Here is a 19,372-nt window from a genome sequence, read left to right on the forward strand (position 1 = left end):
CGATTTGGAAACGCTACGTTTCGCAAAAGCAGATGGTCGCCCAAAACAATCAGGCCGCCAAGCGGCGGCCCGATCCTTCGCGCAAACGTTCTAATCCGGATCAGATCGTCGGATTCCAGGCCGACGGGATCAGGCGATATCTGGCGCCGTCCTTCTCGACGTGGCCGACCGAGGGGAAGGTGAAGTGGAAGCCGACCACGGTCGCCTTCTCTGCCGCCGCCATGTCGTAGAATTTGTGGCGGGTCTGCTGCGCCAGCGCGCCATCCGTGTCGAACGCGACATGCCAATCCGGATTGCGCAGGAAGAGCTCCGGGATGTTGGTGACGTCGGACTGGATCAGCACCTTGGAATTGCCTGAGGCCACCGCGAACGAAGTGTGACCGGGGGTATGACCCGGCGTCGCGATCGAAGTGATGCCCGGCGCGACCTCCTTGCCCCATTCATACTTCGTCACTTTGGACTCGAGGCCAGCGAAGGTCTTCTTCACGTTGGCAAAGTAGTTCTTCATCATCTCGCTGGACTGCGCCTTGGCGGCATTGTCCTCGCTGGTCCAGAACTCCCAGTCCTTCACCGGCACCATGATCTCGGCATTCGGAAAGGCAAGCGCACCATCGGCCAGGCGGATGCCGTTGGTGTGATCAGGGTGCAGATGCGACAGCAGGACGATGTCGATGGTCTTGGGATCGACGCCGGCGGCCTGAAGATTTTGCAGTGTGCGGCCGACCGCGCCCTTGCTCGCCTCGAGATTGGCAACGCCGTTGCCGGTATCGATCAGCACGAGCTTGGAGCCGGTGTTGATGAGCTGCGGATTGAACGGCACCGTCACCATGCCCTTCGGCATGTAGGCGGCATCGGCCGCAGCGAGGGCTTCGTCCTTCGGGATGTTGACGACGAATTTGTCGGGCATCGGGAACGACCGCGCACCGTCATTGATCGAGGTGCACTCGTAGGTCCCGACCTTGTAGCGGTAGAAGCCCGGCGCCTGCGCGCCGCTTTGCGGCACTGCGGCATTGGCAATGGTCGGAGCAAGCCCGGTGGCGGCAGCCGCGCCGACGGCGGCGGCGCCTGCGAGCAGGTGACGACGATTGAGATCGGTCATGGAGATGTCCCCTTCTGAGCCTTGCGGTTTTTCCGCTTTCAATGGCGGCGGAATAATCTCCCGCTCGGCTCAGAAGGCAAGACCTTCTTTGGGTGATCTGTCGCCGCAGATCACGACAATTTATTTGGGTTGATGAGGAATTTTTCGCCGGTGGCACGTTTGGCATACATCGCGATGTTGGCCGGATCGAGCGCCTCGGGAAGCGACACCACGTTGGTGTAGTGGCTCGCGAAGGTGGTCTTCAATTCATTCACGACGCGCTGACGCAGCCGTCCGATATCGGCAGGACCAATCTTCTGAAGGAACGGGGTCAGCAGCCAACCGCCGACGCCCCAGGCCATGCCGAAGCCGCGCGGCAATTCGATCGGGCGGACATCAAGTCCGCCGTAGACATAGACCTGCTTGTGCACGCTGGAGCCGTAGCGACTGTACTCCTTGGCGGTCTTGTTGATCGCGATTTCCATGCAGTTGAGGATGTCACCGGCAAGCCTGCCGCCACCGATGGCGTCGAAGGCGATGGTGGCGCCTGTCTCGACCAGCGCGCCCGTAAGATCGTCGAGAAAGCTCGGCACGCTGGAGTCGACGACGTGTTTGGCGCCGATCTTCTTCAGGATATCCGCCTGCTCCTTGCTGCGGACGATGTTGACGAGCGCAATGCCGTCGGCAAGGCAGATCTTGTTCAGCATCTGGCCTAGATTGGAGGCGGCTGCGGTGTGCACCAGCGCCTTGTGTCCTTCGCGCCGCATCGTCTCGGTCATGCCGAGCGCGGTAAGCGGATTGACGAACCAGGACGCGCCCTCCGCAGCCGTCGTGCCTTCGGGTAGCGGCTGACAGTCCCTCGCCTTCAGAGTCCGGTACTGCGCATACATGGCCCCACCGATCATCGCGACCGTCTTGCCCATCAGTGCCTTCGCAGCGTCCGATGAACCGGTCTTGATGACGACGCCGGCGCCTTCATTTCCGACCGGCAAGGATTGGTCGAGCCTCGCCCCCATCGCGCGCATCGCGCCGTCAGGCACTTTTGCGGTGATGACGGGCGCCTGCTTCGTGCCAGAGGCCTTGGCCGTGCCCATGTCGGCCGCGCCGACGAGCAGGCCGAGGTCGGACGGGTTGATCGGCGTCGCCTCGACGCGGACGACGACCTCATCCGGACCGGGTTCGGGGGTCGGCACGTCGAGGAGCGAGATCTCGAGCTCACCGCTCTTCTTGATCAGCGAACGCAGTTGCAGGCCGTTCTTGCCGTCGCTCATGTCGATCCTCCCCGTTTGTCTACGTGAAGCGCTGGCTTATGCCCGCGCCTTCAACGCCGTCTTGCCGCCATAGAGCGCCTGCTTGCCGAGTTGCTGCTCGATGCGCAGGAGCTGATTGTATTTGGCGGTGCGGTCGGAACGTGCAAGGGAGCCGGTCTTGATCTGCCCGCAATTGGTGGCGACCGCGAGGTCGGCGATGGTGGAATCCTCGGTCTCGCCGGAGCGGTGCGACATCACCGAGGTGTAGCCGGCCTTGTGCGCCATTTCGACGGCGGCGAGTGTCTCGGTCAGCGTGCCGATCTGGTTGACCTTGATCAGGATCGAATTGGCCCGGCCAGCCTTGATGCCGTCCGCCAGGCGCTTGACGTTGGTGACGAAGAGATCGTCGCCGACGAGCTGGCACTTCTTGCCGATCAGGTCGGTGAGCTCCTTCCAGCCGTCCATGTCGTCTTCCGACATGCCGTCCTCGATGGTGACGATCGGATAGCGGCCGACGAGGTCGGCGAGATATTTGGCCTGCTCGGACACCGAGCGGGTCTTGCCCTCGCCTTCATAGACGTACTTGCCGCCCTTGAAGAATTCGGTGGAGGCGCAGTCGAGCCCGATCACGATGTCGGTGCCCGCCTTGTAGCCGGCCTTGCCGATCGCGTTCATGACGAATTCGAGCGCTGCGTCCGCCGACGGCAGGTTCGGCGCAAAGCCGCCCTCGTCGCCGACATTGGTGTTGTGGCCGGCCTTCTTCAGCTCGGACTTCAGGGTGTGGAAGACTTCCGCGCCGTAGCGCAGGCCCTCAGCGAAGGAGGACGCGCCGACCGGCAGGATCATGAACTCCTGGAAGTCGATCGGGTTGTCGGCATGCACGCCGCCGTTGATGATGTTCATCATCGGCACCGGCAACAGCCGCGCCGAAGTGCCGCCGACGTAACGATAGAGCGGCATGTCGAGCGAGTTCGCGGCCGCCTTGGCGCAGGCGAGCGACACGCCGAGGATGGCATTGGCCCCTAACCGGCTCTTGTTCGGCGTGCCGTCGAGGTCGATCATGATCTGGTCGAGCTGGACCTGCTGCTCGGCATCGATGCCGCTCAGGGCCTCGAAGATCTCACCATTGACGGCGCCGACCGCCTTGGTGACGCCCTTGCCGAGATAGCGGGCCTTGTCGCCGTCGCGCAGTTCCACCGCCTCATGGGCGCCGGTGGAGGCGCCGGACGGCACAGCGGCGCGCCCTAGCGCGCCGTCTTCCAGCACGACGTCGACCTCGACGGTGGGATTGCCGCGGCTATCCAGGATTTCGCGTCCGATGATGTCGACAATAGCGGTCATGATGTTGCACTTCCGTTCGTTGGAGCTGATCGGTTCGCCGGGTCTTACACGGAGCGCAAGCAAATGTGAACGCTTACGCTCCAGCCCTCGCCTGACGGATGAAGCGCGCGGGACTAAGCTCAGCGCGGATTGATTGGCGTGTCCACCCAAGTGTGAAACAGCCGGGGTAACGCGATGAATCGCCGCCAGTTTCTCGGATCAACCGTCGCCCTCCTCGCTTCTCCCCCGGCCCTGCGCCCAAGTTTTGCGCAGGAAGGCCCGTTCCGGACGAAATACTTCCCAATCAGCCCCGGCATCGGCCTGCACGATCTCGCGCCCGCCCCCGACGGCACGGTCTGGTTCACCGCGCAGGGCAAGGGCATGCTTGGCAGGCTCGATCCGAAGGACGGCAACTTCAAGACGGTCAGCCTCGGCCAGGGTGCCGCCCCGCACGGCGTGACGATCGGTCCCGACGGGGCGCCCTGGATCACTGAGGGCGGCCAGAACGCGATCGCACGGGTCGACCCGGCGGACTTGAAAGTCACATTGTTCCGCCTGCCGGAAAAGTTCGCCTCCGCCAATCTCAACACCGGCGTGTTCGACAAGGCCGGCACCTACTGGTTCACCGGGCAGTCCGGCTATTACGGCCGGCTGGCGCCGAAGTCCGGCGAGATGACGGTGTTCAAGGCGCCGAAGGGCGTCGGTCCTTACGGCATCGCCGTGACGCCCAAGGGCGACATCTGGTACGCCTCGCTCGCCGGCAGCTACATCGCGAAGCTCGATCTGGCGACCGGCAACGCGACCGTCGTCGAGCCGCCGGCGCCCAATCAGGGCTCGCGGCGGGTCTGGTCGGATTCGAAGAGCCGCATCTGGGTCAGCGAGTGGAACAGCGGACATGTCTCGGTGCACGACCCCGCTGATGGCTCCTGGAAGACCTGGAAGCTGCCGGGAGAGCGGCCCCGCGCCTATGCGGTCTATGTCGATGACAAGGACAAGGTCTGGCTGACCGACTTTTCGTCCAATGCGATCGTGCGCTTCGACCCCGCTACCGAAAAGTTCACCAGCTTTCCGAGCGATCGCACCAACGCCAATGTCCGCCAGCTCGACGGCCGGCCGGGCGAACTCTGGGGCTGCGAGTCCGGCAACGACAGGGTGGTCATGATCCAGACGATCGCCTAAAGAAGCGTCCCCAAAAGGACGCAAACACGATGGCCAAAAAGACCCTCCAGCTCGGCCGCGCGGTCGAATGGCCGCACACACCGGAAGAAGCCCAACTCGACCGCGTGCCCAATCCGCAAAAGGGCACGGACTACCTGGTCCGCTTCACCGTGCCGGAATTCACCTCGCTCTGCCCGGTCACGGGACAACCGGATTTCGCGCATCTGATGATCGACTATGCGCCCGGCCCGTGGCTGCTCGAGTCGAAGTCGCTCAAACTCTACATCGCGAGCTTCCGCAACCACGGCGCTTTCCACGAGGACTGCACCGTGATGATCGGCAAGCGCATCGCCACCGAGATCAAGCCGAAATGGCTTCGCATCGGCGGCTACTGGTATCCGCGCGGCGGCATCCCGATCGACGTGTTCTGGCAGACCGGCCGCGTGCCGAAGGGTTTGTGGGTGCCGGAGCAAGGCGTGGCGCCCTATCGCGGGCGGGGCTAGCACCGGAGACCAATGACGATGAAATCGAAACCTGCAAAATTCCGCAGCCTCGCCTTGGGCCTTTTGGGCATTCTGTGGCTGACCGGCGCGTCCGACGCTGCCGAGGTCCGCGTGATGATCTCGGGCGGACTGACGGCTGCCTATCAGGCACTTGTGCCGGAGTTCGAGAAAGCCACAGGCAACAAGGTGCTGACGGCGTTTGGGCCTTCGATGGGGACCACCACCAATGCGATTCCGGTCCGGCTGGAGCGCGGCGAGCCGGCCGATGTCCTGATCATGGTGGGCTACGCCCTCACCGACCTCGTCAACAAGGGCAAGGTCGTTGCCGGCAGTCAGGTCGACCTGACCAAATCGCCGATCGGGATTGCCGTGAAATCGGGAGCGCCAAAGCCGGATATCAGTTCGGTGGAAGCGGTCAAGCGCGCACTGCTGGCGGCGAAAACGATCGCCTATTCCGACAGCGCCAGCGGCGTCTACGTCTCGACCGAGATGTTCGACAAGCTCGGCATCGCCGATGTCATGAAGGACAAGGCGCGAAAGATTCCAGCGACGCCGGTCGGCGAAATCGTCGCACGCGGCGAGGCCGAACTCGGTTTTCAGCAGATCAGCGAGCTGAAGCCTGTGAAGGGAATCGACATCGTCGGATCGCTACCGAACGAGTTGCAGCAGATCACGATCTTCTCAGCCGGGATCGCTACGGTTTCGAAGGAGCCCGAGGCCGGACGGGCCTTGATAAAATTCCTCGCCTCCCCCGCCGCGCGCGACGCCATCATCTCGAGCGGCATGGAGCCGATCGCGGCTGGTGGGGCGCACTAACGCAGCTCTCATCCCGTCTTCTTGATCGGACCGAGATCGCGCGCCGGATAGTTTGCGCCCGATTCGACGATGTGGCGCCGCACCGCTGCAATGAGTGCAGCGAGATTGCGAGACTCGATCGCATCGACAATCTCAACGTGGTGTGCCGCACTTCTCTGCAATTCGGCATTCGACGGCCACAAGGCGATCGGTCCTGGTCTGGCGCGATTTCGGATTTCGACGATGAGGCGGCAGAGCGATTGGTTGGCTGCATGACGATAGATTTCGTCGTGAAAGGCTGCGTTGGTATTTGCCTGATCGGCTTTGCTGCCGCGCGCCACAGCATCTTCAAAGGTCTTCTGGGCCAGCTTGATGTTCTCCAGCTCAGCCGGCCCTATGTTCGGTAGCGCCTGCGTGACTGCTTCAACCTCGAGCAGCATGCGAATTGCCAATATCTCGCGAACGACATTCAAGTCGGGCTGTGCGACCCGGTATCCGCGATTTTCGACATGAGTGACCATCCCGCTTGCGGCGAGCTGGGTCAGCGCACTTCGGACGTCAAACCGTTTGGCAACGAAAGCCTCTTCCAGGTCGATCTGGCGCAACCATTCGCCCGGTCGATAGTCGCCCTGGAGGATGGCGGCACCGATTTCCGCCGCCAACAATCGCTTTTGCTCCTTCCGTACTTTCATGGCTGCTTCCCTCTTTGGCGAGCTTGACTCGCCAAAACTATGCGCACAAATTGGCGCCAATAAAAGTGCATAACAAATCGCGGCGACGGGAGAAACAGTAGATGTCCGGCATCGATCGTAGAAGCTTAATGGTGATGTCGGTGCTTGGCGCCACGATGGGGCTCCGGGGCACGGCCCAGGCTGCGCCGAACGGCTATCCTGAAACCTATCAAAAAATCATCGAGGACGCCCAGAACGAGGGCAGCCTCCTCATTTATTCGATCATGTCGCCGGAAAACTGGCGTCCCGTGATCGAAGGCTTCAACAAGCTGTACCCGAAGATCAAGGTCGAGACCCTGGATCTCCCCGCCTCCCGCGAGAGCTTCGAGCGCTATCTGGCTGAGCGGAGCACCAACAGCCGTACCTGCGACCTCATCGCGACGGCCGATCCGGGCGGATGGATTGACTTCCAGGAGCGGGGTGAAGTCCTCGACTATGCGTCGCCCGAAGCCAAGGCCTGGCCGGATTGGTCAAAGCCGTTTCCCGGCGTCTACACCGTTTCGTCCGATCCGATGGCGCTGATCTGGAACAATACCCTGGTGCCGGACGGCAAGCGGCCCAAGACACTTGCCGAATTCGTCGAGCTTGCGGTCGCAAACGAGAAGGCCTGGCGTAACCGCATCACCAGCTATGGCGTGCATCAAACGACTTTCGGCTATGGCATCAGCTATGCGTTCGTGAAGAAGCACGGCGAGAAAGCCTGGGATTGGTTCGCGCAGCTAGCGAAGCTTTCGCCGCGTTTCGAGCGCTCCGGCGGGCCGATGACCGAAAAGGTCACCTCGGGCGAATACGTCACGGGCTGGTTTGTCTCGGCCATCACCTTCTGGCCGCGACTTAATGATCCGGCGCGGGCGCGCATCCTCGGTTGGAGCTTCATCGGAGACGGCCAGCCGGTCGTGCTGCGTGGCATCGCCATTCCGAAGGGGTCGAAGAATGTCAACGCCGCCAAATTGATGCTCGACTACGTCATCTCGGAAGACGGGCAGCGCGCATTCGGACGAGGCGGCCTGACGCCGGCGCGTCCAGGTGTGCAGCCGGGCGACGGCATCCGCCATACGTATTCTTCGATCGTGGAAGCCGTTGGCGAGCAGAACATCTGCTACATCGGCTACGACCGGGCCGCCGTGCGGGATTACGACAGCTTCGTGGCGCGCTGGAAAAAAACCTTCAATGTCGCTTGACGCAAGCACGACGCTCAGGCCCGCATCGGCAGATGCTTTGCCGAAGCCGCTGCCCGGCCGGGATACCGTCATCCAGTACGGCATCGCGCTGCTGACGGTTGTCCTGATTGCAGCGCCTCTCCTTCCCGTCCTCTATCAATCCATCCTGGACCGCGCGCTCTACGATTCCGGCCAGCAACTGACGCTGAACAACTTTGGCCGTCTGCTTCGCACCGACGGCTTCGGCCTCGTGATCTGGAACACGTTTGTCTTCGCCACCCTCACCACCGTCATCTCGCAAACGCTCGGCACGCTGGCGGCGGTGCTGTTCGGCCGCACCGACATGCCGTTCGCACGACTGTTCGGTGAACTCTTCCTGTGGCCGATCTATCTCTCGGCGCTGGTGCTGTCGTTCGGCTGGTACACGATCTACGGGCCTGCCGGCTATCTGACACTTCTGGTCCAGTCGATCTTCGACGGCGCGCCGTGGAATCTCTACTCTTTGCCGGGCATGGCGATGATCGCCGGCGTCTCGCAAGCTCCCGTCGCCTACATCTACTGCATGTCATCGGCCTCGATTACCGATCCGACACTGGAGGAAGCCGCGCGCGTGGCCGGCGCCGGCACCTTGAGGACCCTGCGGCAGATCACGCTGCCGCTGCTGATGCCGGCGATCGCCTACAGTGCCGTACTGAATTTCACGGTGGGATTGGAACTGCTCGCGATTCCCTTGGTGTTCGGGGATCCCGCCGGCATCACCGTCTTGACCACCTTCCTCTACAATAACGGCGTGGCGTCGGCCCGCCCGGATCACGGGCTGGTGGCAACGGCGGCCGTGCTGATGCTTGCCGTCGTCTGCGTCCTGGTCTGGTTGCAAGGACGTCTGCTCGGCAACACCCGGCGTTTTGTCACACTCGGTGGCAAAGCCACACGACCGCGCCCTTTCCGCTTGAACAGACTGCGCTGGCCGCTTTGCATCATCGCGGCGATCTACATCACGGCAACGGTCGTGATGCCGATCGGCGCGCTCCTGCTGCGCGCCTTCACCAGCCTGCTCTCGCCGATGGTGCCGATCACCGAGGTGCTGACGCTCGGCAACTTCACCAACATGCTCGAATATCCGGTCTACCTGCGCTCGATCTGGAATTCGTTCATCGTCAGCACGCTCGGCGGCGTCATCGCCACCGCGATGGTCGCTCTGATCGCCATCATCGTGCTGCGGTCCGACTTCCGCTGGCGCGGCCCACTGCACTACATCGCGCTGTTTCCCCGCGCAGTGCCGGGTGTCGTCGCCGGCGTCGGTTTCTTCTACGCGTTTGCGCTTGTTCCAGGCCTGGGAGGCCTTCGAAATACGATCTGGATTCTGGTGGCCGCCTTCACGATGCACTTCATTCCCGTGGGGCTCGGTGCGGTCGCGCCGATGTTGTTGCAGATGAGTCCGGATTTCGACCGCGCCGCCCGCACGCAGGGCGCGGACTGGTGGACGACGAGCCGACAGATCGTTCTGCCTTTGCTCCGTCCGGCGCTCGTCGCCTGCTTCATCATCCTCTTCATTACGTTCTTCAAGGAGTACACGACCGCGATCTTCCTGTTCGCCCCCGGCAGCGAAGTCATCGGGACCACGCTGCTTCAAGCCTGGACTCAGGGCGAGGTCGGTCTGGTATCCGCGCTGGCGACCATACAGATCCTGGTGATCGGGATCTGTGTCACGGCGGCACGCGCTTTTCTCGGAGTGAAGCTTTATGGCTGAGTTGTTGATCGAGAACCTGCATAAGCGGTTCGGACAGGTCAAAGCGATCGACGATGTCAACATCCACGTTGCGGATGGGGAGTTCGTCACGCTGCTGGGCCCGTCGGGGTGCGGCAAGTCGACGACGCTCGGCGCCATTGCCGGGCTGGATCAGCCGACGAGCGGACGCATCCGCGTCGGCAACAAGACCTATTTCGATGGCGAGAAGGCGATCTTCCTGCCGCCGGAAGCCCGCAATTGCGGGCTCGTGTTCCAGAGCTATGCTTTGTGGCCGCACATGACGGTCTACGATAACGTCGTGTTTCCGCTCAAGCTGCGCAAGGTGTCGACCGCCGATTGCAAGCGCCGCGTCGAGGAGAGTCTTGCTCTCGTCGAGATGGAGCGCTTTCAGGAGCGCTATCCGCATCAGCTCTCGGGCGGCCAGCAGCAGCGCGTCGCACTCGCGCGAACGCTGGTCTACCAGCCCGAAATCCTCTTGCTTGACGAACCCTTGTCGAACCTCGACGCGAAGCTGCGCGATCGTGCCCGGACCTGGCTCGCCGAATTGCGCACGCGTCTCGGCTTGACGACGATCTACGTGACACACGACCAGGTTGAAGCACTGGCCTTGTCCGACCGCATCGTCGTCATGAATGGCGGCCGTATCAGTCAGATCGGCTCGCCCCAGGAGATCTATACGCGACCGGCCGACAGTTTCGTGGCCGACTTCATCGGAACGACGAATTTTCTGAACGGCGACGTAGTCGGGCCGCCCGACGGCGATGGACAGACGCTGGTCAGTCTCGCCGACGGTCAGCGCGTTCTGATCAAGTCCGACAAACGTCCATCGCTGGGCGACAAGGTTACGTTTGCCTATCGTCCCGAGCAGATGCGCCTGGCAGCGGCCAACGACCAAACGATCGGAGGTTCGATCATCGAAGCCGACGTGGTCAGTCATTCCTACGTTGGCGGCCGGTGGCAAATCGGATTGAGCGTCGGCGGAAATCAGATCCGCATCGAAACCCAGGACGCAACGACTGACCGCCAGTTGCGCTTGTGGCTGCCTGTAGCCGGCGGCATCCTGTTTACAGATCGGAACCATGGCAAATCCCACTGACGCCACCTCTCCCGAAAGCGGACTGGATCGGGGCGACTATACGCCCGGGGTCCGCGGCCCGTTGACTGGGCTCCGCGTCGTCGACCTTTCGAGGCTGGTCGCGGGCAATCTGCTCACCCAGCATCTCGCCGACTTCGGTGCCGACGTCATCAAGGTCGAGCCGCGCGAAGGCGACACCCTGCGTGGCTGGCGGACAAAGGGCGTCGAAACGAACTGGAAGATACATTCGCGCAACAAGCGCAGCATCTGCCTGGAATTTCGTCACGATGAAGCGGTGCCGCTGATCCGCAAGCTCATTCCCGGCGCAGCGATGCTGATCGAAAGCTTCCGGCCCGGCACGCTCGAGCAGATGGGGCTTCCTCCCGAAGAGTTGCTGCGGCTCGAGCCCAAGCTCGTGATCGTTCGAATATCGGGATGGGGCCAGACCGGTCCTTATCATCGCCGTCCCGGCTTCGGGACGCTAGTGGAAGGCTTTTCCGGCTTCGCGGAGATGAACGGATTCCCCGATCGTGAGCCGGTGCTGCCGCCGATGTATCTGGCCGACGCATTGTCCGGTCTCACCGGAGCGTTCGCGGCCATGGCGGCGTTGCGGGAAGTCGAAATCAACGGCGGAAAAGGACAGGTGATCGATCTGCCGCTGCTCGACCCCATCGTCAACTCGCTCGGTCCTCAGGCCGCAAATTATCGATTGACCGGCGTGGTCAAGCCGCGCAGCGGGAGCCGTTCAAGCGGCTCGGTACCGCGCAACGTCTACCGTACGCTCGATGGCGGTTGGGTTTGCCTGTCGGCTTCCACGCAAGGCATGGCAATGCGGGTGCTGCGCTCGATCGGCCGACCCGAGCTTTGCGATGATCCGCGGTTCAAAACCAACGAACAGAGGCTCGTCCATGTCATCGAACTGGACAAGATCATCGGCGATTTCATTGCGACGCGGACCGTCGATGACAACGTGGCTTTCTTCGAAGCGGCCGAGGTGACCATCGGTCCGGTCAACGATACCGTCCGACTGATGAACGATCGCCACGTTCAGGCCCGCGGATTGCTGGCCGACTATCCCGACGACGACATGGGAACGTTCCCGATGCACGCCGTTCCGGTACGCCTGTCCGAGACGCCGGGAAGCATCCGGACGCCGGCGCCACGGCTCGGACAGCACAGCCGCACCATCTTGGCCGAAGCCGGCCTCAGCTCCGACGATATCGATGCCGCCCTCGCCTCGGGCCTTGTAAAGGAAACCACGACATGACAGTTCAGCGAAAATTCCCCGTCTGGCGATCCGCGCTGTTCGTCCCCGCGAACGTGGAGCGCTTCGTCATCAAGGCCGTAGAACGCGGCGCGGACGCGCTGATCATCGATCTCGAGGATAGCGTGCCGCTTGCCGAAAAAGCAGCCGCCCGCGCGCTGATACCGGGCATCGTGAAGCGCTTTCGCGACACCGGGAATTCTGACGTCATGGTGCGGATCAACCAGCCGCTCGAATTGGCGGTGCCCGATCTGGAAGCCGCCGTCATCCCCGGTGTGGACGCGATCAAGATCACCAAGGTCGAAGGCGCCGAGCATCTGCGCCTGCTCGACGAAATGGTGACAAGATTGGAGATCGATCGTGGATTGCCCCCCGGCAAGATCTGGTTCGTCGGCCTGATCGAGGCACCGGGACCGCTCTCCAGGGCCCATGACATCGCGCGATCGATCCCGCGGCTGGCCGGCATCTCATTGGGGGCGGAAGATTATGCGACCGCCATCGGCGCCAAGCCGACGGAAGAGACCTTGTTGATGCCCAAGCAACAGGTTGTGCAGGCGGCACGAGCCGCCGGCATCATGCCGCTCGGGACCATCGGCTCGGTCGCCGACTTCTCCGATCTGGAAGGATACACCAGGATCGTGAAGCGGTCGGCGGACTTTGGATTTGTGGGCTCTGCCTGTATTCACCCGTCGCTGGTGCCGATCCTCAATGCGGGTTTCAGCCCGTCCCCCCGGGAAGTGGCTGACGCCGAGCGTGTCGTTGCACTCAATAAGCAGGCGGCGGCGGAGGGACGCGCATCCTTCGCCATCGATGGCAAGATGATCGACATCCCGATCGTTCAGCGGGCAGAATCACTGCTTGAGCGCGCGCAAGCGATCGCTGCGCGCGCGCATCGATCTCGCTGATCGATGAGCCTCGGGCTCTCTTCCGCCCTAATAGGCGCTCAGCAGATCGACCTTGGCGTTGGCGAGCACAAGCCGCCGCGCCAAAATCGCTGCGAGGTTGCGCATGATCTTCAACGACGTCTCGGGATGCACCCGGCGGTAGTCGGCAAAGGCGTCGAGCGGTAGTTCGAGGCAGGTGATGGGTGTGTCCGCGAACACATCGGCACTGCGTCCCTGCTCCAGGATCGCCATCTCGCCGAACTCCATGCCGGGGCCGAGCGAGGCCAGCCGCACGCCGCTCCGCAATTTCACGCTGACCATGCCGCTCTGGAGGAAGAACAGCGAATTGGCGGGCTCGCCGGCGGCGATGATGCGCTGGCCCGCGGCGTAATGGCGCGTGGTGGACAGTTTGACGATCGCGGCGATTTCGCCGGCGTCGAGTTCGGCCAGCAGCGCCTGCTCGCCGAGATGCGCACTCTCCTTCAGGTCCGTGAAGCCGCCGAAGCGATAGATCACCTGATCCTCGGCCCATTCAATAGCGTCGTCGAGCAGCGCGAAGCGGCGCAGCCGGCGCGGCTCCGCCGTGCGCGCGCAAATCGCAGCCCACACCGCGGAGGTCTCCTCAATGCCGGAGAGTATTGTGGTGATGCCGACATTGCCCAGCGCGGTCAGCGTCTCGCCCAGAAGCTCTGCACCGGCCGCGGTGATGTCGGGGACGCGGCGCAAATCAATGATCAGCAGCGGCGCATTCGGCGGCTCGCTGGTGAGCTTTCGCGTGACGTAGTCGATGGTACCGAAGTTCATGGCGCCGACCAGCTCGAGCACACGGATGTCGCTGTGGCGGTCGTCGAGGATCTGCTGCTCGTGCGGCTGCCGGCTGCGGCGCGAGGAGATGCCGTAGATGTCGTAATCCGCCATGATGCTGGTGCGGACATCGGCATTGCGGTTGAGCATGTGCAGGTCGAAGCGCGCCGACAGCGCCTCGCAGACCTTCAGGCCGCGCGCACTGTTGAAATGATTGTCGAGCAGCGGCGAGAAGGTGCCGAGCCCCAGCTGCGAGGGCAGCGCCGCGACGATGCCGCCGCCGACGCCGCTCTTGGCGGGAATCCCGACGCGATAGGTCCATTCGCCGGCATAGTCGTACATCCCTGAGCTCGTCATCACCGACAGCGTGCGCGCGACGATGTGTGGCGTGATCACTTGCACGCCAGTCACCGGATTGATGCCGCGATTGGCGAGCGTTGCCGCCATCACCGCCAGATCACGTGCGGTCACCAGGATCGCGCATTGGCGGAAATAGACGTCGAGCACGGCATCGACGTCATCCGGCAGCACGGCGTAATTCCGGAGCAGCCAGGCGATGGCGCGGTTGCGGTTGCCGGTCGCGGTCTCCGAGGCGTGCACGGCCTCGTCGACGCCGAGTTCGCGGCCGGCGAACTGGCTGAGTTTTGAGCGGACGCGCTCGAAGGCGCCCTTCCCGTCCACAGCGTAGATCAGGCCCGAGCAGGCAATCGCACCGGCATTGACCATGGGATTGAAGGGGCGGTTGTCGTTGGTGAGCCGGATCGAGTTGAAGGCCTCGCCGCTCGGCTCGACGCCGATGGTGGCCGCGACCCGCTCCTCGCCCACCATCTCCAGCGCCAGCGCGAACACGAAGGCTTTCGAGACCGACTGGATCGTGAATGGCACCGCGCTATCGCCGACCTCATAGACATGGCCATCGATGGTCACGAGCGCGATGCCGAAATGGTCGGGGTTGGCGCGCTTCAGCTCGGGAATGTAGTCGGCGAGTTCGCCGGAATTGTCGGCTCTGAATTCCTCGTAGCAAGCGGTCAGGAACCGCCGGAGTGGTGGTTTGGTGGGATATCCGGTCGATCGGGTCGCGCTGGCTGCGCCGGGCGAACGGCTGGTCTGGGCGTCCACGATCTCGCACCTCGATTTGCCCAAAATCGAAGCAATCCTCGTGCCATGTATACCGGAAACTGCTGTGGCACGGTGACGCCAAGAAGCGAGGGCCGCCGCAGCCTGACGCCGCAACGGCCTGTCGAATTGGTTGCTCTGGCCGGCGGCCCTACGCCACCGCGCGTACCTTGCTGATGAAGCCGTCGACCTCTGCGGTCAGCGAGGTCGACTGGCTCGACAAATTGGCGGCAGCCTTCAGCACGCCGGACGCGGCGCGGCCGGTCTCGTTCGCCGCTGATGACACGGTCGCGATGTTGCGCGTCACGGTCGAGGTTGCCTCCGCGGTGTGCTGCACGGTGTTGGCGATTTCGGCTGTGGCCTTATTCTGCTCCTCGATGGCGGCGGCGATGACGCGGTTGATGCTCGAGACTTCCTCGATGGTCTTGACGATGCCGTCGATCGCGGAGACCGCCTTCTGCGTCGCGCCCTGGATCTCCGTGATCTGGGCGCTGATCTCCTCGGTGGCCTTCGCCGTCTGCGACGCGAGGCTCTTCACCTCGCTTGCCACGACCGCAAAACCCCTGCCGGATTCGCCGGCGCGAGCCGCTTCGATCGTCGCGTTCAGCGCCAGGAGATTGGTCTGGCCGGCAATCGAGGTGATGAGGCCAATGACCTCGCCGATGCGATCGGCTCCGTCGGCGAGCGCACGCATGGTGGTGTCGGTCTCCTTGACGGTGACGACCGCCTGCTCGGTGGCGCGCGTCGCCGCCCGCTTCTCCTTGTCGGCGCGCTCGGTGGCCTGATCGCCGGACAGGCGCTCGGCGTTGATCATGGCCTCCTTGAACACCTGCAAGGCCGCGGCCATGCGGCCGATCTCGTCGTTGCGGTCGAGGCCCGGCACCTCGCCGGCGAAATCTTGCGCGGCGAAGCGGGTCATGATGCCGGTGATCGTGGTCAGCGGCCGGGTCACGAAGGGTCCGTGGGTGCCGGAGCAAGGCGTCGCGCCGTATCGCGGGCGGGGCTGATCGAGAAGAGGCTGTTTCTGGTCGCCCCGCGTTCGGTCTAGCGCGCGGCAGGTTTCATTGACGAATGATTTGACGCCTTTCCGTTTGGAGTGGCGCCATTTCCAATGCAGCCGTTCGTAAAGTTGGGGTTGTCAACGCTGGAGCATCTATCGGCGTTGTCACGAAGGAGGCGGAAGATGTCGTCGTTGGTCAATGTATATTTAAGGACGCTTACCCTGCCGTCCGATTGTGCTAGCCCGAGTAGCACCGACGTCGTGGGTAGTGACTTCCCGGATACCGCCGCGGTCATCGCCTCCAGCGAACCATCATACGACTGCTTCTCGTCCAACAATGGAATGATGTCGAGGGTCAGCAATTTACTACCAGGAGAAATGATGGCGTCAGCGTCGCTGCGCAGACGCACTTTGGTCGCGCCAGCTAGATAATCACCATCAATTCGAGCGTAGACAAAGGAGGCTGATGAGTCGCCGCGGTTAACCGCCAGGACGCGAAGCGTCGTTCCATCAAGGGACGGTGTTTGTAGAAAAGCGTCTGATTTTGGAGAGTGTAAAGCATTGATAATGACGGGTGCCACTATTCCCAATACGGACAGCAGCGCAGTGAGTAGCGCCAAGATGGTACTCGAAACCGAGAACCAACCTCGCCAATCTTGATATGAACCGCAATCTGAACATAGGAGCGCACCCTGTGGAATATCATTGCAGCATTGCTTACAGCGGACGCTAGACTGATCTTGCTCGCCCATAACAGTCCTCTATTTTACCGATCCAGCTAATCTATAAAAAACGTGCTTGGAAGCGATCAAGCGATCCACCAACGGCGATTCGCCGCGTGTGGCGCTAAACATCTGTTTACGCGCGTGCATCCGCCGGAGCACGCTGCCTCAGCAGCCGGGCGCAGACAAGGCCCAGCACGATCATGATTGCGGCGCTCGCGATCAGGGTCGGCATCTTGCCGCCATGCTGGAGTCCGAGGCCGTAGGCGAGCGGCCCCACCGTCTGGCCCATGAAGAAGAAGAACGAATGCAGCGACATCGCCGTCGCCCGTGCGCCGATCGACAGCTCGCTGGCGAACACCTGCAGACAGCCATGGATCATGTAGAAGCCCCAGCCCATCAGCAGCATGCTGACGAACTGCAGCTTCCAGCCGGGCCCGAAAGCGAGCAGGCCGAGTTGCAGCGCCACGAGGCTCGCGCCAGCAATCATCATGCCTTTGACGCCGAGCCACGGTAGGAAGCGCGATACCGTGAAGGTGTAGAACAGCCCGCCAATTGCAAAACCTGCGATCACGATTCCGGCGATCGACAGCGACTTCTCACCGAGATCAAACAGAAGAGCGGCGATGAAGGGAAACAGGCCGAATACGCAGCAGCCCTCGACGAACACAGCCGAGTAGCAATAGCGCGTGTTGGGATTGGCGAAGATGGTGCGGTAGCCCTGCCGCAAGGTCTTCAAGTCGGTCTTCGGGGGAGCTGCAAGTGCGGCACCGCGAAAGCCAGCCGCCACAGCAACGGCTGCGATCAGGCCGAGCGCTCCGAGAACCACGAGCACACCGCGCCAGCCAATGATATCACCGATGACGCCCGAGGCAGTCGCGCCAAGCAGATTGCCGGTCATCGAACCCGCCATCGTGCGCCCGATCGCGACCTGCCGCTTGGCCGGCGCGACGAGGTCGGCGGTCAGGCCGAGCGCGACCGGAAACACGCCGCCTGAAGCGATCCCGGCGAGGATGCGGCTCGCGAACAGGCCCGCGAAGGAGGTGGCGAGCGCGCCGAGGATGCAGGCCACGCCGAGCAGCGCCAGGCACAATGTCATCAATCGCGCCTTGCCAAACAGATCGGCAGCGGCTCCAACCACTGGCTGAACCAGTGCGTAGATCAAGGCATAGCCGGCCGCGATGCTTGCGGCCGTCGTGATGCTGACCGCAAAATCCTCAGCGACGTGCGGCAGGACAGGATCGAGCGCGCGCGTCGACAACGCCGCCGAAAACCCGGCGAGCGCGATGATGTTGATCGCGGGTGGAAACTTCTGGTCGGACGACGGCCCGGTCACAGGCTGGTGCATCAGCGCGTTGTGCTTTTGGCCAGCGCGTCGAACGCCATCAGGGTGCGGATCAGCCCTTCGAACTCACGCAGCGGCACCATGTTGGGACCGTCGGACGGCGCGCTGTCGGGATCGGGATGAGTCTCGATGAAGACGCCGGCAACCCCAACCGCTACAGCCGCGCGCGCCAGCACCGGCACGAATTCGCGCTCGCCGCCCGAGGAAGCCCCCTTCCCGCCCGGCTGCTGCACCGAATGAGTGGCATCGAAGACCACAGGCGCGCCGGTGGTGCGCGCCAGGATCGGCAGCGCACGCATGTCGGAAACAAGCGTGTTGTAGCCGAAGGACGCGCCGCGCTCGGTGACGAGCACATTGGGATTGTTCGCGCTCGTGATCTTGGCGACGACATTCGCCATGTCCCATGGTGCCAGGAACTGGCCCTTCTTGACGTTGACGACCTTTCCAGTCGCGGCCGCCGCCAGCAGCAGATCGGTCTGCCGGCACAGGAAGGCCGGGATCTGCAACACGTCCACCGCTTGCGCCACGTCGGCGCATTGCGCGGCATCGTGCACATCGGTCAGGACCGGCAGGCCGAGCGAAGAGCGAATCTCGGCGAAGATCGGCAGCGACTGCGCGAGCCCGAGGCCGCGCGCAGCGGACGCGCTGGTGCGGTTGGCCTTGTCGAACGAGGTCTTGTAGACGAGGCCGACGTTGAGCCGCGCGGCGATCTGCTTCAGCGCAGAGGCCACCTCCAGCGCATGCTGGCGGCTTTCGAGCTGACACGGCCCGGCGATGATCGCGATCGGCAGATCATTGCCGAACCTGACCGTGCCAATGCTGACGACCGGTGCCGCTGAATTCGAAGAGCTCAAGGCGAATTTCCCTCGTTTCGCCGCGACCATAGCGGCGATGAGGGGCCGATCAACCCCATTCGAGCCGGGCCATTCGAATATCAGGGTTGCGCCGGGGCTCCTCGCAAGACTTCCGCAGCGCCAGGAGGCGCTATTTCACCGATGAGAAGGCGGTGGGCGCCAGGAGCTGGCTGACGATGTTGCCGACGATCTGGCCGTCGGCCTCGGACTTCGCCCGCGCCTCCATCCAGTCCGGATCGGTCATGAAGCCGGCCCACTTCTTCTCGCGCTCGGCGAGCGACTCCCAGGCGAGGAAATAGGTCAGCTCCTGGTTGGATTCACCGATCAGCGTGGTGAAGAACCCGGCCTGGCGGATACCGTGCTTCTCCCACAGTTTCAGCGTCACCGTCTCGAACCGCTTCAACAGCGCCGGCAACCGGCCCGGCACGCAGCGATAGATGCGCATTTCGTAGATCATTCTTGTTTCCTCCCTGAACAGGTCCGGCGGTTATAACGATTGGCCATGACGGTGTCTTGAGCCCTGCCCGGCCGCCCCTGTAGCGTTTCGCGCATGGCTAGCTAGC

The 19,372-nt window shown here is 63.0% G+C and carries 17 protein-coding genes and 1 pseudogene; 8 read left to right on the forward strand and 10 right to left on the reverse strand.

The features are described from left to right. Positions 1–100: 100 nt before the first annotated feature. The 3 genes from ABIB73_RS02425 to eno form a co-directional block, all read right to left on the reverse strand. Positions 101–1,099: an MBL fold metallo-hydrolase gene (locus tag ABIB73_RS02425; protein WP_354221065.1), complete on the reverse strand. Its 999-nt coding sequence runs from the start codon at positions 1,097–1,099 to the stop codon at positions 101–103. A gap of 110 nt (positions 1,100–1,209) precedes the next feature. Further along, positions 1,210–2,349, reverse strand: a complete 1,140-nt coding sequence (locus tag ABIB73_RS02430) for a zinc-binding dehydrogenase (RefSeq protein ID WP_354221066.1) — start codon at positions 2,347–2,349, stop codon at positions 1,210–1,212. 36 nt (positions 2,350–2,385) lie between these two features. Next, entirely contained in the window at positions 2,386–3,669 is a 1,284-nt protein-coding gene (eno, locus tag ABIB73_RS02435) for a phosphopyruvate hydratase (protein ID WP_354221068.1), read from the reverse strand. A gap of 174 nt (positions 3,670–3,843) precedes the next feature. Between eno and ABIB73_RS02440 the strand changes: the two genes are divergently transcribed. Genes ABIB73_RS02440 through ABIB73_RS02450 form a run of 3 tightly spaced genes read left to right on the forward strand, consistent with a single transcriptional unit; the run spans position 3,844 to position 6,125 of the window. After that, a complete protein-coding gene (locus tag ABIB73_RS02440) occupies positions 3,844–4,827 on the forward strand; it encodes a Vgb family protein (protein WP_354221070.1) in 984 nt (327 codons plus the stop codon). 29 nt (positions 4,828–4,856) lie between these two features. Further along, the gene (gene queF / locus ABIB73_RS02445; protein ID WP_354221072.1) at positions 4,857–5,309 is read left to right on the forward strand and encodes a preQ(1) synthase; all 453 of its coding nucleotides are present in this window, start codon (positions 4,857–4,859) and stop codon (positions 5,307–5,309) included. Between the two features lie 18 nt (positions 5,310–5,327). Beyond that, positions 5,328–6,125 carry a substrate-binding domain-containing protein gene (locus tag ABIB73_RS02450; RefSeq protein WP_354221074.1) on the forward strand — a complete coding sequence of 266 codons (798 nt, stop codon included), beginning with the start codon at positions 5,328–5,330 and terminating at the stop codon, positions 6,123–6,125. An 8-nt stretch (positions 6,126–6,133) separates the two neighbouring features. Here the strand turns inward: ABIB73_RS02450 and ABIB73_RS02455 are convergent, their stop codons facing one another. Further along, positions 6,134–6,796: a GntR family transcriptional regulator gene (locus tag ABIB73_RS02455; RefSeq protein WP_354221076.1), complete on the reverse strand. Its 663-nt coding sequence runs from the start codon at positions 6,794–6,796 to the stop codon at positions 6,134–6,136. Between the two features lie 101 nt (positions 6,797–6,897). Here ABIB73_RS02455 and ABIB73_RS02460 point away from each other — a divergent pair, with 101 nt between their 5' ends. From ABIB73_RS02460 to ABIB73_RS02480, 5 genes are read left to right on the forward strand one after another with little or no spacing between them, the layout of a single operon-like run. Beyond that, positions 6,898–8,016: an ABC transporter substrate-binding protein gene (locus tag ABIB73_RS02460; protein ID WP_354221078.1), complete on the forward strand. Its 1,119-nt coding sequence runs from the start codon at positions 6,898–6,900 to the stop codon at positions 8,014–8,016. Further along, positions 8,006–9,745 (forward strand): ABC transporter permease, encoded by a 1,740-nt coding sequence (locus tag ABIB73_RS02465; protein WP_354221080.1) that lies wholly within the window; start codon positions 8,006–8,008, stop codon positions 9,743–9,745. The genes ABIB73_RS02460 and ABIB73_RS02465 overlap by 11 nt, the downstream gene beginning before the upstream one ends. Beyond that, the gene (locus tag ABIB73_RS02470) at positions 9,738–10,841 is read left to right on the forward strand and encodes an ABC transporter ATP-binding protein (protein ID WP_354221082.1); all 1,104 of its coding nucleotides are present in this window, start codon (positions 9,738–9,740) and stop codon (positions 10,839–10,841) included. The genes ABIB73_RS02465 and ABIB73_RS02470 overlap by 8 nt, the downstream gene beginning before the upstream one ends. Further along, a complete protein-coding gene (locus tag ABIB73_RS02475) occupies positions 10,825–12,087 on the forward strand; it encodes a CaiB/BaiF CoA transferase family protein (RefSeq protein ID WP_354221084.1) in 1,263 nt (420 codons plus the stop codon). The genes ABIB73_RS02470 and ABIB73_RS02475 overlap by 17 nt, the downstream gene beginning before the upstream one ends. Beyond that, positions 12,084–12,989: an HpcH/HpaI aldolase/citrate lyase family protein gene (locus tag ABIB73_RS02480; protein ID WP_354221086.1), complete on the forward strand. Its 906-nt coding sequence runs from the start codon at positions 12,084–12,086 to the stop codon at positions 12,987–12,989. The genes ABIB73_RS02475 and ABIB73_RS02480 overlap by 4 nt, the downstream gene beginning before the upstream one ends. A gap of 27 nt (positions 12,990–13,016) precedes the next feature. Here the strand turns inward: ABIB73_RS02480 and glsA are convergent, their stop codons facing one another. From glsA to ABIB73_RS02510, 6 genes and pseudogenes are all read right to left on the reverse strand, one after another. Next, complete coding sequence (gene glsA, locus ABIB73_RS02485) at positions 13,017–14,891, reverse strand: glutaminase A (RefSeq protein WP_354221088.1); 1,875 nt, start codon at positions 14,889–14,891, stop codon at positions 13,017–13,019. 148 nt (positions 14,892–15,039) lie between these two features. After that, a pseudogene (locus ABIB73_RS02490) lies at positions 15,040–15,840 on the reverse strand (methyl-accepting chemotaxis protein); the annotation flags it as partial. Positions 15,841–15,932: 92 nt separating this feature from the next. Next, complete coding sequence (locus tag ABIB73_RS02495) at positions 15,933–16,508, reverse strand: hypothetical protein (protein ID WP_354221090.1); 576 nt, start codon at positions 16,506–16,508, stop codon at positions 15,933–15,935. A 238-nt stretch (positions 16,509–16,746) separates the two neighbouring features. Then, positions 16,747–17,958 (reverse strand): MFS transporter, encoded by a 1,212-nt coding sequence (locus ABIB73_RS02500; protein ID WP_354221092.1) that lies wholly within the window; start codon positions 17,956–17,958, stop codon positions 16,747–16,749. Continuing rightward, entirely contained in the window at positions 17,958–18,809 is an 852-nt protein-coding gene (gene kdsA, locus ABIB73_RS02505) for a 3-deoxy-8-phosphooctulonate synthase (RefSeq protein WP_354221094.1), read from the reverse strand. The genes ABIB73_RS02500 and kdsA overlap by 1 nt, the downstream gene beginning before the upstream one ends. Positions 18,810–18,939: 130 nt before the next feature. Continuing rightward, a complete protein-coding gene (locus ABIB73_RS02510) occupies positions 18,940–19,266 on the reverse strand; it encodes an NIPSNAP family protein (RefSeq protein WP_354221096.1) in 327 nt (108 codons plus the stop codon). Positions 19,267–19,372: the final 106 nt, after the last annotated feature.

The organism is Bradyrhizobium sp. F1.4.3 (genome assembly GCF_040548375.1).
Lineage (GTDB): Bacteria > Pseudomonadota > Alphaproteobacteria > Rhizobiales > Xanthobacteraceae > Bradyrhizobium.